This window comes from Jannaschia sp. M317 (assembly GCF_025141175.1).
Taxonomy (GTDB): domain Bacteria; phylum Pseudomonadota; class Alphaproteobacteria; order Rhodobacterales; family Rhodobacteraceae; genus Jannaschia.
On sequence record NZ_CP081155.1, the window covers coordinates 2719357 to 2734296 of the forward strand.

16 protein-coding genes are annotated in these 14940 nt (G+C 65.5%); 7 read left to right on the forward strand and 9 right to left on the reverse strand.

Features of this window, described 5'->3' with window-relative positions; genetic code table 11:
• Positions 1–100 precede the first annotated feature (100 nt).
• Both purF and K3551_RS13825 read left to right on the forward strand, forming a co-directional pair.
• Positions 101–1591, forward strand: a complete 1491-nt coding sequence (gene purF, locus K3551_RS13820; protein WP_259914349.1) for an amidophosphoribosyltransferase — start codon at positions 101–103, stop codon at positions 1589–1591.
• 65 nt (positions 1592–1656) lie between these two features.
• A complete protein-coding gene (locus tag K3551_RS13825) occupies positions 1657–2082 on the forward strand; it encodes a DUF1284 domain-containing protein (RefSeq protein WP_259914352.1) in 426 nt (141 codons plus the stop codon).
• Positions 2083–2142: 60 nt separating this feature from the next.
• Here the strand turns inward: K3551_RS13825 and K3551_RS13830 are convergent, their stop codons facing one another.
• On the reverse strand, positions 2143–2730 hold the full coding sequence (locus K3551_RS13830; protein ID WP_259914353.1) for a biotin transporter BioY: 588 nt from the start codon (positions 2728–2730) through the stop codon (positions 2143–2145).
• A gap of 118 nt (positions 2731–2848) precedes the next feature.
• Between K3551_RS13830 and K3551_RS13835 the strand changes: the two genes are divergently transcribed.
• A complete protein-coding gene (locus K3551_RS13835; RefSeq protein WP_259914355.1) occupies positions 2849–3511 on the forward strand; it encodes an SDR family oxidoreductase in 663 nt (220 codons plus the stop codon).
• A 30-nt stretch (positions 3512–3541) separates the two neighbouring features.
• On the opposite strand, the gene K3551_RS13840 is transcribed toward K3551_RS13835, so the two are convergent.
• The 6 genes from K3551_RS13840 to K3551_RS13865 all read right to left on the reverse strand — a co-directional run bounded on the left by K3551_RS13840 (position 3542) and on the right by K3551_RS13865 (position 8132).
• Complete coding sequence (locus K3551_RS13840) at positions 3542–3718, reverse strand: hypothetical protein (RefSeq protein WP_259914357.1); 177 nt, start codon at positions 3716–3718, stop codon at positions 3542–3544.
• Positions 3719–3792: 74 nt separating this feature from the next.
• Positions 3793–5109: a HAMP domain-containing sensor histidine kinase gene (locus K3551_RS13845; RefSeq protein ID WP_259914359.1), complete on the reverse strand. Its 1317-nt coding sequence runs from the start codon at positions 5107–5109 to the stop codon at positions 3793–3795.
• A complete protein-coding gene (locus K3551_RS13850) occupies positions 5090–5767 on the reverse strand; it encodes a response regulator transcription factor (protein WP_259914360.1) in 678 nt (225 codons plus the stop codon). Before K3551_RS13850 ends, K3551_RS13845 begins: the two co-directional genes overlap by 20 nt.
• Complete coding sequence (locus K3551_RS13855; RefSeq protein WP_259914362.1) at positions 5748–7067, reverse strand: ferric reductase-like transmembrane domain-containing protein; 1320 nt, start codon at positions 7065–7067, stop codon at positions 5748–5750. The genes K3551_RS13850 and K3551_RS13855 overlap by 20 nt, the downstream gene beginning before the upstream one ends.
• A gap of 104 nt (positions 7068–7171) precedes the next feature.
• Complete coding sequence (locus K3551_RS13860) at positions 7172–7606, reverse strand: cell division protein ZapA (protein ID WP_259914364.1); 435 nt, start codon at positions 7604–7606, stop codon at positions 7172–7174.
• Positions 7599–8132 carry a hypothetical protein gene (locus K3551_RS13865; RefSeq protein WP_259914366.1) on the reverse strand — a complete coding sequence of 178 codons (534 nt, stop codon included), beginning with the start codon at positions 8130–8132 and terminating at the stop codon, positions 7599–7601. The genes K3551_RS13860 and K3551_RS13865 overlap by 8 nt, the downstream gene beginning before the upstream one ends.
• Positions 8133–8277: 145 nt before the next feature.
• Here K3551_RS13865 and tkt point away from each other — a divergent pair, with 145 nt between their 5' ends.
• The gene (gene tkt, locus K3551_RS13870; protein ID WP_259914376.1) at positions 8278–10314 is read left to right on the forward strand and encodes a transketolase; all 2037 of its coding nucleotides are present in this window, start codon (positions 8278–8280) and stop codon (positions 10312–10314) included.
• Between the two features lie 20 nt (positions 10315–10334).
• Positions 10335–11513 (forward strand): oxidoreductase, encoded by a 1179-nt coding sequence (locus K3551_RS13875; protein ID WP_259914378.1) that lies wholly within the window; start codon positions 10335–10337, stop codon positions 11511–11513.
• Here the strand turns inward: K3551_RS13875 and K3551_RS13880 are convergent.
• Positions 11510–12466 carry a DUF808 domain-containing protein gene (locus K3551_RS13880; RefSeq protein WP_259914380.1) on the reverse strand — a complete coding sequence of 319 codons (957 nt, stop codon included), beginning with the start codon at positions 12464–12466 and terminating at the stop codon, positions 11510–11512. The genes K3551_RS13875 and K3551_RS13880 overlap by 4 nt on opposite strands.
• Positions 12467–12709: 243 nt before the next feature.
• Here K3551_RS13880 and gap point away from each other — a divergent pair, with 243 nt between their 5' ends.
• Positions 12710–13708, forward strand: a complete 999-nt coding sequence (gap, locus tag K3551_RS13885) for a type I glyceraldehyde-3-phosphate dehydrogenase (RefSeq protein WP_259914382.1) — start codon at positions 12710–12712, stop codon at positions 13706–13708.
• Positions 13709–13840: 132 nt separating this feature from the next.
• Here the strand turns inward: gap and K3551_RS13890 are convergent, their stop codons facing one another.
• A complete protein-coding gene (locus K3551_RS13890; protein WP_259914384.1) occupies positions 13841–14056 on the reverse strand; it encodes a tautomerase family protein in 216 nt (71 codons plus the stop codon).
• 149 nt (positions 14057–14205) lie between these two features.
• On the opposite strand from K3551_RS13890, the gene K3551_RS13895 reads away from it, so the two are divergent.
• Entirely contained in the window at positions 14206–14928 is a 723-nt protein-coding gene (locus tag K3551_RS13895) for a helix-turn-helix domain-containing protein (protein ID WP_259914386.1), read from the forward strand.
• Positions 14929–14940: the final 12 nt, after the last annotated feature.

Sequence of the window (14940 nt, forward strand, 5' to 3'; positions counted from 1 at the left end):
GTTGCAGACAGCTTTTCGGTGACAGCTAGGTGACAGCGCCCTCGCGCTGGCTTATGTGACGCGCGAAGCCTTCTGCCCCTCCCTCAGAAAGAGCGATCTCATGACCGATCCCGTCTGGCGCAGCACTCCTTTCGACAGTCTCGATGACGACAAGCTGAAGGAGGAATGCGGCGTCTTTGGCGTGGTCGGCGTCTCCGAAGCCGCCAATTTCACCGCGCTCGGCCTGCACGCCCTGCAACATCGCGGCCAGGAGGCGGGCGGCATCGTCGTCCATCATCCAGAACATGGGTTCAATTCGGTCCGCCGCTTTGGCTATGTCCGCGACAATTTCACGTCGCAGGATGTGATGGACATGCTGCCGGGCCATGTGGCGATCGGCCATGTCCGCTATTCCACCTCCGGGTCCAAGGGGGCGACCGCCATCCGCGACGTGCAGCCGTTCTTTGGCGAGTTCGCCATGGGCGGCGCGGCGATTGCGCACAACGGGAACATCACGAACGCCGACAGCCTGCGGCGGGAATTGATCGAGCGTGGGTCCATCTTTCAGTCGTCCAGCGACAGTGAATGCATCATCCACCTGATGGCCCGGTCGCTGCAACGCAACATTCCCGAGCGGATGAAAGATGCGCTGCGTCGGGTCGAAGGCGCGTTTTCCGTGGTTGCCATGACCCGCACCAAGCTGATCGGCGTGCGTGATCCGCTGGGCGTGCGCCCGCTGGTGCTGGGCCGTGTGCCGACGTCGGACGGGGACGGCTGGGCCTTGGCATCGGAAACCTGCGCGCTGGACATCATCGGCGCGGAATTCATCCGCGAAGTCGAGCCGGGCGAAATGGTCGTGATCTCGGAAAAGGACGGTGTCGTCTCGCACCGCCCGTTCGAGGCAAAGCGTCCCCGATTCTGTATTTTCGAGCATGTCTACTTCAGCCGCCCGGATTCGATCCAGGGCGGCCGGTCCGTCTATTCCACCCGCGAAGCGATCGGGCGCGAGTTGGCCAAAGAGGCCCCGGTCGATGCCGACCTCGTCTGTCCGGTGCCGGATTCGGGAACGCCTGCGGCCATCGGCTACGGTCTGGAATCGGGCATCCCCTATGCCATGGGGATTATCCGCAACCAGTACATGGGCCGCACCTTCATCGAGCCGACCGAGTCGATCCGCAACATGGGCGTCCGGCTGAAGCTGAACGTCAACCGCGCCCTGGTGAAGGGCAAGCGCATCATCCTGGTCGACGACAGCGTCGTGCGCGGCACCACGTCCCGCAAGATCAAGGAAATGATCCTGGATGCGGGCGCCGCCGAGGTCCACTTCCGCATCGCGTCCCCGCCCACGGCCTGGCCCTGTTTCTACGGGGTCGACACGCCACAACGCGAAAAGCTGCTGGCCGCGACCATGTCCGAAGAAGAGATGCGCGATCATCTGGGCGTCGACAGCCTGCGCTTCATCTCGCTCGACGGGCTTTATCGTGCGGTGGGCGAGGCCAAGGGCCGGGACAATGCCGCGCCGCAGTATTGCGATGCCTGCTTCTCGGGCGAATACCCGGTCGAGCCTTCGGATCAATTGGACCGCGGCTTTCGTCTGAAGGCGGCGGAGTAGGCGCGGCGGGCCGCCGTGGCGCCTATCCGTTGTCTGAGCCACGCGGCAATCGTACCTAGATCGCCATGTCAGTTCGACTGAGACCCCATCACGTGCTTTGCGCCATCGGCTTCGAGGGCAAGGGCTATGACGGGCCGTTTACGGCCAATCTGGCCCATATCGTCCAAGGCCAGTTGCGTGGTCCGGGGGGCGAAGAAATCGCGGTCGTCATCACAGGCGAGGCGGATTCCATCTGCGCCCCCTGCCCCAAACGACGCGGCACCTCGTGCGAGGCGGCACCCAAGATCGCGGGGCTGGACGCGCGCCATGGCGCGGCGCTGGATCTTGTACCCGGTCAGGCGCTGACCTGGGGCGACTGTCTGGACCGGGTCCGCGCACGGGTCGTGCCCGCGGATCTGGTACAGCTTTGCGCCGGATGTGGCTGGCTTGACCAAGGCATGTGCCAGCGACGGTTGGCTGACTTGCTGGACGGTCGTCCCCCTACGGTGTGACCCCGCCAACGAAAAAGGGCCGCCCGCAGGCGACCCTTTCAATCGTTCTGGACCCGGGGGTCAGCCTTTGCGCGACTTCAACCAGCCGAGGCCACCCGACACGATCAGCGCGGCCAACACGGCCTTGACCACATCGCCCAGCAGGAACGGCGTCATGAAGGCTTCGGTCAGCGGGCCAAAGGCCAGATCCGCCCCCCAGACCGAGATGCCCATCGCCGAAGCAACGCCCATCGGCCAGGCTAGGCCGGGCACATACAGCAGCAGCGACGCGGCGATTGCCACCAGCGACAGCTTGACCGGGTTGGTGATGCCCCGGTCGGTGGCCAGACCGGCCATCCAGGCCAAACCGACGAAGCCGACGAGGAAACCACCGGTGGGGCCGAAGAAGGCCGCGCCGTTGCCGAAGTTCGCGAAAACCGGCAGGCCCATGGCCCCTTCGGCCAGGTAGGCCAGCAAGGTCACCGCACCCAGGCGCGAGCCCAAAGCAAAACCCACGCCCAGAATCGCCAACGTCTGCAGCGTCATCGGAACCGGGATGAACGGGATCGAAACCTGCGCCGCCAGCGCGATCACGACCGTGCCGGCCAGCACGAGCGCCGCCTTTCTGGCGAGGGACATCTGGCCGAGGGCCATGGTGGTCGGTGTCATAAGCAGCTCCTTTGCGGGCGTTCACTGTCTCTTGGGCACCTTTTCAGCCCCGCAGAGGGCGCTGTCAACTTGATGACGCTAACAAGACGTGCGACGGGGCGGGGATACGGAGGGTCCCATGACGATACAGCCCAAACTCGCCCTGATTACCGGCGCCTCGCGCGGGCTTGGCGCGGCGCTTGCCGAAACGCTGGCCGCGCGCGGCACGCATGTGGTCTGCGTTGCCCGCACCCAAGGCGCGCTGGAAGAGCTGGACGACCGTATCCAGGCCGCCGGGGGCCAAGCCACCCTGGCTCCGATGGACATCACCGACGCGGGCGCGATGCAGCACCTTTGCCGGGGAATCCATGATCGGTGGGGCGCACTGCCGCTGTGGCTGCACACGGCGGTTCATACCCCCCCGCAGGCCCCCGCGCAGATGGTGAACGAAAAGGACATGGCCAAGTCCCTGGCTACCAACGTCACCGCATTGTCGCGCCTGATCCCTTACGTCGCCCCCTTGCTGCAGGCTGCGGGCGGCGGCACGGCTGTGTTTTTCGACGATGACCGCCCGCTGAAATTCGCCGCCGCCTATATGGCGACCAAGGCCGCGCAACGCGCGATGGTTACCGCCTGGCAGGCCGAATCGACCACCGACCGGGCCCCGACCGTTCACCTGCTGACCCCTCGGCCCATGGCCACCGCCGTGCGCGCCCGGTTCCACCCAGGCGAAGACCGCACGGGCCTGGCATCCAGCAAATCCGAGGCCGCACGCCTGCTGGGCTTGATCGGCCTCGGGTAATCGATCCCCCAAGGGTCGCGGTCCGGGGGTTCAGGCCGCGTCCCTGGACATGAAACGGCTTTGAACCCAGGCGGCGGTCATCCCGACAGTCGCCAGAACCGCCAGAAATCCAAAGACCGCCAGGCCGACGCTCGCGAAAAAGCCGAAGGCGGCGAAGGCGATGCAGGTGCCCAGAATGGCGGCGGCGGCAGAGGTGATGCGGGTCATGGTGCGTATCCTTTGTCTTTCGTTTCGATGAACAAGAGGTAGGGACCCGACCTGTCTGCCGCCTGACGCCCGTCTTACAATTCTGCAAGGTTCGCGAACCGGATCGATGCCTGCAGGCCGCGCCCGTCTGGACCATCCGACAGGCTCAGTTCAGCGTCGTGCAGGGCACTGATCGCGGCCACCATCGACAGGCCCAGCCCGAACCCGTCGCCCTGTCGCGCAGATTCCAGTTGAAACAACGGCAGCAGGACGCGCGCCCGGTCCGCCTGTGGAATGCCCGGCCCCTGATCCGTCACGGAAACCTCTGCCCCGCGCACGCGCAAGGCGATTTCTTGCCCGTCCGTGCCATGCCGCAAGGCGTTCTGGATCAGGTTGGCCACTAACTGCACCAGCAGATCCCGGTCGCCACGGATGCAGGCGGGATCGGCACTTTCGATGCGAAGATGCTGACCCGCATCCTCGACGACCGGCGCAAACGTCTCGGAAATCTGATCCAGCAGCGCGCCCAGATCGACCGTGTCGAAGGCCGCGCGCCCCGCCCCGCTCTCGATACGTGCCAGGCGCAGCAATGCGTTGAAGGTGCCGACGATGCGGTCGATCTGTTCCAGCGCCGTCCCCAGCATCTGCGCATCCACGGGCTGATCTCGTTCCGTCAGGTCGATCAGACCGGTTTCCAACCCCGCCCGCAATCGCGCCAGAGGCGTGCGCAGGTCGTGGGCGATGTTGGATGTCTGGACGCGCATCTGCGCCATCACCTGCGCCAGCCGGTCCGTGGTCGCGTTGATCCGGTCCGCCAATTGGCTGAGATCATCCTGCGGACCCGGCAGATCAATCCGCGTGTCCAGCCGCCCCTGTGCCACCTGGGCCAGGCCCGCGCGGATCAGATCCAACCGTCGTTGACCGCGCCGGGCCAGCCAGACCCCGGCCAGAAGACCCACAACCAGCATCCCGATCAGGGTGACCTTCAGACCGCCGGTCAGCGTCTCCAACAGCTCGTCCTGACGCGCCACCACCTCTGAGACGACGATTCGATCCCCGTCAGGCAGGCTGCGCAGCAGATAGCGTCTTTCTGGCCCGCGTTCGTCCAGAACATATGTCCCGTCCGGCCGCGACAGCAGATCACGCGGAACATCGCGTGCCCCTTCCGAAAGGATCGCGACGCTTTGACCAAAACCTGCGACCGGCAGGGGGGCCCCGGTGCGCAATGCCTCGCTGACCAGACCCGCCTGTGCCGAAAGCCGCGCATCGGTCATGCGGTTCATTTCGCCGCGAACCAACCAATAGGTCCCGGCCCAGGCCAGTGCGGTTATGGCGGCAAAGACGCACAGCAAGCTGAGAGTCAGGCGAAACGCCGACAGTCGGGTCAGCGCCCTAAGTCGGTTCAAAGACATAGCCCGCCCCTCGGATCGTGCGGATCAACGTGTCGCCGAACGGCTTTTCGATCTTGGCGCGCAGGCGCGAGATATGCGTCTCGACCACGCTGGTGGTCGGGTCGAAATTCATGTCCCAGACCCGCTCCAGCAACATGGTCCGGGTTTGGACCCGCCCCTTGGCGCGCATGAACACCTCCAACAGAAGGAATTCCTTGGGGTTGAGATCGACGACCTGCCCCTGACGCTGGCAACTGCGTCTGTGCAGGTCGATCCGAATGTCACCCGCCACCAGTTCGGAGCTCTGCTCCCCGGCACCATCCCGGCGACGGGTCAGCACGTCGATGCGCGCGCTCAACTCGCTGAAGGCAAAGGGTTTGACCAGATAGTCGTCGCCCCCGGCCCGCAGCCCCTCGACACGGTCTTCCACCTCGCCCAGGGCGGTGAGAAAGATTGCGGGCGCGGTGATGCGGGCCTGACGCAAGGCTTTCAGGACCGCCAGACCGTCCAGGCCAGGCACCATCCGATCGAGAACCAGAACGTCGTATTCCTGGGCCATGGCACCGATCAACGCGTCCTTGCCGTCGGTGAACAGGTCGACGACATGGCCCGCCTCGCTCAGCCCCTTTTCGATCCAGGGGCCGAGCGTCGCGTCGTCTTCAAGAACGAGAAGGCGCATGGGTCTGTCCAGTTCTGCGGGCGGAATCCAGCATAGATTGGCCGATGTAGATCAGGTCGGTCAATCCGTAGGCCCCGCGGAAATCAAAGCGTTCGCTATGGATACGGCCCGATTTGCCGGCACCCGCCCAAACCTCTGACACCAGTGCCTTCAACCCCTCTGGCCCGCAAAGGTAGACATCGCACGCGGGTGCCATCTCCGCCATCCAGCCTTGGAGGCGCGCGGCGGTCAAGCCACCGCGATTGCGGTCGGAGAGGACGATCAACCTTACCTGAGGCAGACGCGCCGCATGGCGTTCAACGCAGGCCAAGCCGCCGGCCGTGGCGCGGGATCGCGTGCAGTAGATCAGCGTGACAGGCGCCCCGTCATCGGGCTGCATCCGGTCCAGCGCGGCCAGAAAGGGCGTGATCCCCACACCGCCCGCCACCCAGAGCTGTTCGCGCCGCGTGGCGCCCGTCTGCGGCAGGAACCGCCCGACCCCGCGCCCCAGGCGCAGCTTGTCGCCCACCTGGACCGTGTCGACCAGCGACCGCGTCCAATCCCCTGCCGACCGGATGATGAACCGGCGCGAGGTGTCGTCTCCGCCCGCAATGGTAAAGGGGTGCGCCTCGGCCCGTGCCCGGTTGTGGGCCAGCGTCGCGAATTGACCGGGGCGGAAGGCGCGCAACTTGCCTTCGGCCCGCAGGGTCACGTCGCCCCCCCCGTCGAAGAGGACGACCCGCTCTACCGTGACCAGGCGCGACGGGGCCACCTTGCGGATCAGCGTCTGCGCCCAGGCCAGCACGCCCAGACCCGATGCGCCCGCCATGATGGCCCAGGGCACCAGACCCAGGGCTGCGGGGCTGGAAACGAACACCGTGTGAAAGGCCGCCACCAGGAATACAGGCCCCATCAGCATATGGCTCGCCTTCCACAGGTGGTAGGGAATTGCGCGGATCATCGCCGCCGCCGACAGGGTCAGCAGCCCCGAAGCGGCCAGCGTGCCGACCTCCTCTACGGCGTCGCCCAGGCCGGGGACAAGACCTGCGCCCAGCGATGTTGCCGTTCCCCAATGCCCAAGCGCACCCGCAAGTGCCAAGAACCCCAGCCAGCGATGCGCGACATAGGACTTGTCCGGTCCCCCCGTGATCCGGTCAACAACGCGCCACCGCGCCGCCAACACAAGCGAGAGCGCCATGGACGTCATCGACACCATGCCAAGCGCGGTCGGCAAGACCGCCAGCAACGGCACAAACGGCAGCAGAACGGCAATATGGGCCAGCAGAAAGGCGGCCGCCAGAATAAGGGATCGTTTCGTCATCGAAGGCTCCGGTCATGGGACGGGACCTCATCTAGCGATGGCAACATACAGGGGCCTGAACCGCAGCTTACAGTTTTGTAAGCTGCGGAAGGAAACGGGTGCCCCTACCCCGCGCGGTCGGAGACGGTCGCGGCCAGAACCTCGGCCTGATCCGCCAGTTTGGTCAGACGCTCCAGCGCGCCTTCGGGCAGCACCTCGCGCACGACCTCTTTCTCGACTTCCTTGACCACCTCGACTTCTCGCACGACCTCTACCGGTTCGGGGGTCGGACGGCTCTGCAACTCGTCGAGCAGCTTGGACTGCTGTGCCAGCCGACGATCCAGCGTGCGCAGCTCTTCCTCGGCTGAGATCGACTTGTCGGCCAGCATCAGCCCGGCCATCAGCAACATGCGATCCTGGGTCAACCGTGACCCGGTGCCCAACAGCACCTGCGCCTCGCGGTCCAGAAGGTCGGCTGCGGCGTTCAGATAGCCCTCTTCGCCGTCCTGGCAGGCCACGGTAAAGGCGCGACCGCCGATTTCGATGGTGACGTCAGGCATCTGCACGCTCCAGCATGGGTTCCAATTCAGCCAACAGGGCCTGCATCTCGGCCAGGTCCAATTCCCGCGCGGCGCGAAGCGCCTGGACCTCGGCGCGCAGGCTGGCGTCCGCCGCACCTTCCGCATTCTCCCGCAGCCCCTCGACCGAGGCCGACAGCTCCGAAAGCGAGGCGCGCAAGCGGCCTGCCTCGGCTTCGCCGACCGGGGCCTCTGCCGGGGCCGCCGCAGCTGCGGCCTGCAACTCGGCAATGGTCGCCGCGCTTTCCTGCGCGTTGGTCGCGGCGTCCGCCGCTGCCTGACTCGCGCGTGCCTCTGCCGCCTCAAGCGCAGCCGCCTGTTCGGCCGCGGCCCCTTTCAGGTCCGCGATCCGGGCCCGTGCTTCGGCCAGGTCGGCCTGTGCCTCGGCCAGGTCGTCGCTCAGGTCTGGCACGGTTTCGACTGCGCCCTCGACCTGGGCCTTCGATACGGCCGCCAGGGCCGCCTCCAACCGGGCGAGCGTGCTGCTCAGATCCGCCTCATCCGCCATTTTCGATCCCTTCTTGTGGGTGTTTTGCCCAAAGGACCGCAATCTGGCCCCCATGTCAAAGCGAACGGCCCGCCCTGCGCCTTGCGCGCCGGGTCCAGCCTGCTAACAGGAAGTGCAACCGACACCTGTCCCCGGAGCCGAGACGATGAGCGCGACACCCCAGACCCCAGACCTCGACGCCCTGCGGGCCGCAAACCCCGGCCACTGGCGCCGCGCCGCCGCAATCCGCACCCTGACGCTGGATGCCGTCGCCGCCGCGAATTCCGGCCACTCCGGGATGCCGATGGGCATGGCTGACGTCGCCACCGTGCTTTATGAAAAACACCTCAAGTTCGACGCTTCGGCCCCGACCTGGCCCGACCGTGACCGTTTCGTGCTGTCTGCCGGTCACGGGTCGATGCTGCTGTACTCGCTGCTGCACCTGACCGGCTATCCCGAAATGACGCTGGACCAGCTGCGCAACTTCCGCCAGCTGGGCGCGATCACCGCAGGTCACCCGGAATTCGGCCATGCACCGGGCATCGAGACGACGACCGGCCCGCTGGGCCAGGGCATCGCCACCGCCGTCGGCATGGCCATCGCCGAGGAAGTGCAACGCGCCCGCTATTCCAAGAAGATCGTCGATCACCACACCTATGTCATCGCCGGTGACGGTTGCCTGATGGAGGGCGTCAGCCAGGAGGCCATCGCCCTGGCCGGTCGGCTGGCCCTGTCCAAGCTGATCGTGCTTTGGGACAACAACGGCATCACCATCGACGGCAAGGTGTCGCTGTCGGACATCACCGACCAGCCCATGCGCTTCCGTGCCTCCGGCTGGGACGTGATCGAGGTCGATGGCCATGATCCGGAGGCGATCGACGCCGCGCTGACCCAGGCCAAGACGGGTGACAAACCCACCATGATCGCCTGCAAGACCCATATCGCAATCGGGTCGTCCGCGCAGGACACTTCCAAGGGGCACGGTGCCTTGACCGACCCCGACCTGATCGCGGCCACCAAGCGCGCCTATGGCTGGGACGCCGCCCCGTTCGAAATCGCCGACGACCTGAAGGCCGAATGGGAAGAGATCGGCCGCCGCGGTGCCAGCGCCCGCGCCGATTGGCAGACCCGTTTCGACGCCATGGGCACCGGCAAGCGTGGTGAGTTCGAGCGGGCACTGGCGGGCGACGCCCCTCGCCGTCTGCCCGCCACCATCAAGGCGCTGAAGCGTCAGATGGCCGAAAGCCAGCCCAAGGTCGCGACCCGCAAGTCGTCGGAAATGGTGCTGGAGGTCGTGAATCCGATCATGGCCGAGACCATCGGCGGATCCGCCGACCTGACCGGGTCCAACAACACCCTGACCGAGGGCCTGGGCACCTTTTCGCCCGAAGATCGCGCCGGGCGCTACATCTACTACGGGATCCGTGAACACGGCATGGCGGCGGCGATGAACGGCATCGCGCTGCACGGCGGCGCGCGTCCCTACGGCGGCACCTTCATGTGCTTTACCGATTACGCCCGCCCCTCGATGCGTCTGTCGGCCCTGATGGGTATCCCGGTCACCTATGTCATGACCCACGATTCCATCGGCCTTGGCGAAGACGGCCCGACCCACCAACCGGTCGAGCATCTGGCGATCAGCCGCGCGACCCCGAACATGAACGTGTTCCGCCCCGCCGATACCGTGGAAACCGCCGAAGCCTGGGAATTGGCGCTGACCGCGACGTCCACGCCTGCGGTCCTGTCGTTGACCCGTCAGGGCCTGCCGACGGTGCGCAAGGACTTTACGTCCAAGAACCTGACCGCGCAGGGCGCCTATGTCCTGGCCGAGGCCGAGGGCAAGCGCATGGTCATCCTGATGGCCACCGGGTCCGAAGTGGAAATCGCGTTGAAGGCCCGCGATCTGTTGCAGGCCGACGGCATTGGCACGCGCGTCGTATCCATGCCCTGCTGGGAGCTGTTCGAGCAGCAGGACGAAAAGTACCGCAAGCGCGTCCTGCCCGCCGGACCGGCCCGTGTCGCCGTCGAGGCCGGCGTGCGCATGGGTTGGGACCGCTGGCTGACGGGCGAGCGCGGCAACCGGTCCAAGGCGGCCTTTGTGGGGATGGAGGGCTTCGGCGCCTCCGCGCCCGCAGGCACCCTGTACGAGCATTTCGGCATCACCCCCGAGGGCGTCGCAAAGGCCGCGCGCGACCTTTTGTGATGACGCGGCGGGCTGAGAGCATGCTTTTCAGCCCGCTGTCACTGCCCTGTGGGGTGGTTCTGAAGAACCGGATCGTCAAATCGGCGATGTCTGATTCCATGGGCGACGGGCGCGGCGATCCGGGCCCGTTCCAGGCCGACCTGTATGAACGTTGGGCGCGCGGTGGGCTTGCCGCAGCCATCATCGGAGAGGTCCAGGGCGACCCGCTGGCCGCCGAGAAACCGGGCAATCTGGTCCTTGGGCCGAAATCGAACACCGATGCGCTGCGGCGGTTGGCTGATGCAGGCCGCGCGGACGGCGCACATCTTTGGCTGCAGCTGGGACATGCGGGGGCTTTGACAGACCCCGCGATCGGTCAGCCACGCGGCCCCTCGGCGTTGAACCTTCCGGGGCTGCGCTGCGCCTCCCTCACCCTCGACGAGATCGAGGCCCTGCCGGGCCTGTTCGGCGCGACCGCGCGCCAGGCGCGCGACCTCGGTTTTGGTGGGGTACAAGTCCACGCGGCCCATGGGTTCCTGTTAAGCCAGTTCCTGTCGCCCCTGTTCAACAAGCGAACAGATGACTGGGGCGGGTCCCTTGAAAACCGGATGCGCCTGCCTCTGGCTGTCGTGGAGGCCGTGCGCAGGGCCGTCGGTCCGGACTTTCCTGTCGCCATCAAGGTCAACGCAAGCGATCTGCTGGACGGGGGACTGGAGGAAGACGAAAGCCTTCGGTTTCTTGCGGCGCTCGACAAGACGACCGTCGATCTGATCGATATCAGCGGGGGGACCTATTTCCCGGGTGCCGCCTCCTCTTCCGACCGGCGGACGGAAGGGCCCTACTTCCTGGCCTTCGCCCGGCGCGCCAGACAGGTCACGACGAAACACCTGATGGCGACGGGCGGTTTCAAGACAGTCGAGCAGGCCAGGGATGCAGTGGCGCGGGGGGACGTTGATCTGGTGGGCCTGGCCCGCGCCCTGATCCTGGACCCGGACCTGCCCCGCAAGTGGGCGGACGGAGAGGCGGGAGGCCCGGCCTTCCCGCGCTTTGCCTCTCCGCCAGAGGGGGGCGTGACGGCTTGGTACACCATGCAGATCACTGCCTTGGCCCAGCATCGCCCCATCGACACAGCCGGAACCCTGCCACAGGCAATCGCGGACTACGCAGACCGCGACCGGGCACGCGTCGTCTTGTGGCGGGACCGTTTCCAGGCCGGTTAATGGGCCTCGGCGTCCTTCTTGCCGAACATCCCCGAAACCACGCCGATCACGGGCATCAGAAGCAGGCCCAGGCAGACACCCAGAACTCCATCGATCAGGGCCGTCACGGTCCATTCGATGAACCCGTTGCCCTGCCCCACCGTCACGGCAACCCCGTGGATTAGGTCGTAGGGCAGATGCCAGCCCATCTCGTGCAGGGCATGCACCACGATATTGCCGCCAACCCACAGCATCGCGGCGGTGCCGACGATTGTCAGACCGGTCATGAACCGCGGCATCCCGCGCACGATCGCAGCCCCCATCTTGCGCCCGAACGACGTGTGACCGTTTTCGACCAGATGCAGGCCGACATCATCGGCCTTAACGATCAATGCCACGGCCCCGTAGACGGCGGCGGTGATGGCCACCGCGATGACGGCAAGGACGGCGCCCTGAAACATCCAGCCAGACGAGGAATCCGTTGCCGCCAAGGCAATCGTCATGATCTCGGCGGACAGGATGAAGTCGGTCTTGATGGCCCCCTTCACGCGCTGCTCTTCCAGGTGGGCCATGTCGAGCGGCGTGTGTTCCGGGTCCTTGATCTTGGCCAGCGTGTCGTGAGGCACGAGCCAGTGATAGACTTTCTCCGCGCCCTCGAAACACAGGTAGAGCCCGCCCAGGATCAAAAGCGGCGCAATCGCCCAAGGCGCGAAGTTCGACAGCAACAGAGCGACCGGCAGCAGGATGACCAGCTTGTTGAATGCCGAGGCCCGCGCGATTTTCCACACGATAGGCAGTTCGCGCGCGGCGGCAAAACCGTGCACGTACTTCGGCGTCACGGCGGCGTCGTCGATCACGGCGCCCGCCGCCTTGGCCCCGGCCTTGGCCGCCTGTCCGACAATGTCGTCGATGCTGGCCGACGCCACCTTTGCGATGGCCGCGACATCATCCAGAAGTGCCAGTAATCCGCTCATGCCTGCTGCGTCCTTCGCGTCCGAATCCTTGGTGTCGCCGGGGACCAGATAGCCCCGAACCTCCGGGGTCAACGCCGCCGGACCGTCCCCGGTTGCAGCGCGTTAGCGTTAACCGTTACCGCAACCAGGGATGTTTAACGCTAACATATTGTCCTGACGTCGTTTTTCCGTTTTGCGGTCGCAATCTTGGCGCCTATACCGGCAACCAAGGCAGACAGTGCAATCGCGACGAGGACGAAAACAATGACGGTCACCATCGGCATCAACGGCTTCGGGCGCATCGGGCGCTGCACTCTGGCTCACATCGCGCAGGCCGCGCGCAACGACGTGGCGGTGGTCAAGATGAACGCTACCGGGCCGATCGAGACCAACGCGCACCTGCTGCGCTACGACAGCATTCATGGCCGCTACGCAGGCGAGGTTCGGGTCGAGGGCAACACGCTGGATCTGGGTGCCGGACCAATCGAGGTCATGTCGACCTACGACCCCGAGGAGCTGGACTGGGAGGGCGTCGACGTCGTTCTGGAATGCACGGGCAAGTTCAACGACCGCGACGCGGCCGCCGTGCACCTGTCGCGCGGGGCCAAGCGGGTTCTGGTATCGGCCCCCGCCAAGAATGCCGACCTGACCGTTGTCTACGGCGTCAATCACCGGTCACTGACGACAGATCACCACGTCGCCTCGAACGCATCCTGCACCACCAATTGCCTGGCACCCCTGGCCAAGGTCCTGCACGAGGCCATCGGCATCGAGAGCGGCATCATGACCACGATCCACAGCTACACCGGTGATCAGCCGACGCTGGATCGCCGCCACAAGGATCTGTACCGCGCCCGCGCCGCCGCCATGGCGATGATCCCCACGTCCACCGGCGCGGCCAAAGCCATCGGCGAAGTCGTGCCGGATCTGGCGGGCAAGCTGGACGGCACTGCCCTTCGGGTTCCGACGCCCAACGTCTCGGCGGTGGACCTGACGTTTCAGGCGGGCCGCGACGTGACTGTGGCCGATGTGAACGAGATCGTCCGCGACGCCGCTGCCGGTCACATGGGCGCCGTGCTGGCCTACGACCCGGAGCCGAAGGTCTCCATCGACTTCAACCACACGCCGCATTCCTCGATCTTTGCGCCCGACCAGACCAAGGTTGTGGGTCGCACCGTGCGCGTGCTGGCCTGGTACGACAACGAATGGGGCTTCTCCTGCCGGATGGCCGACGTGGCCGGACATATGGGCCGACTGATTTAGCGAAGACGAAATCAGTCGGCGCGGCAAAGTGGTCTTTTCGCAGAAAAGATCCACAGCCGCCCCTCTCGGCCCCTTAGACGTCGCCCGCGCCAAACCTGTCGCGGGCGACGTTCGTTTTCCGAAGCCTCGGCCCTACCCCGTCGCCATCGCCTTGATGTCGTCCGCGCTCGGCGTGCTGCCACCGATGCCCCACTGACCGCTGCGCACTTCCTTCACGCGGACCCAGGTGACGCCGCGCATCGCCTCCCCTTCGACTTCGACCATGGCGTTGGTGACTTTTTCGATCATCTGCGCCTTCTGCGACTGGTCGAACACGCCTTCGATCACTTCGATATCCACGAGCGGCATTGTTCATCTCCTTCAATGTGTTGAACGAGGTTGAAGGTGCCTCGGCGACCGCAGGGCCAACCAGTCAACGAACTGAAGCAATGCCACTACAGTTTCCGTACTAGGCGAATGCTGGTGCGGTAAGGAATACTGACGGCGGAGGTGCCCCGATGACCAAAACAGTCTACCCCCTGTTCTGTCCCGTCGCCATGGCCGCAGATCTGTTGGAACCGCGTTGGACGATGCTGCTGCTGTGCGAGATGTGGAACGGCTCTTCCCGGTTCAACGAGCTCAGCCGGGGCCTGCCGGGCATGTCACCCGGATTGCTGTCGAAACGCCTGAAGGAGATGGAAGCGAAGGGCCTTGTCGAACGACGCGTCGGCGCCGCCGGACAACATGCGGAGTATCTGACGACAGACATCGCGGATGAGTTGCAGCCGATTATCGTCGCCCTGGGTGTCTGGGCCCATCGCAACATCGACACCGAGGTCTCGCTTGGCTGTCTCGATGCGCGGATGCTGATGTGGAACATCCGGCGCAAGATCAATCTGACGGAACTGCCGATCGGCAAATGCGTGATCCAGTTCACGCTCAACAACGCGCCGGACGTGCAGGCCAACTATTGGCTGGTGATAAAGCCGGGATTGCAGACAGATCTTTGCTACATCGATCCCGGCCACAACGTCGATCTGTTCGTGATCAGCGATCTGCGATCGCTGGCATCCGCCTGGATGGGCCACAGCAGTTTCGAACATGAGATCGCAAACGAGGGCATCACGCTGATCGGGCATAGTGGGATGGCCAGAACCCTTACCAAATGGCTGATCCGCAGCAAGTTCGCGGATGCGGCCGGGGGCGCAAAGCCGCAAGCCAACGCGCGTCTGTCCGCCTAGACGCGCGACGGC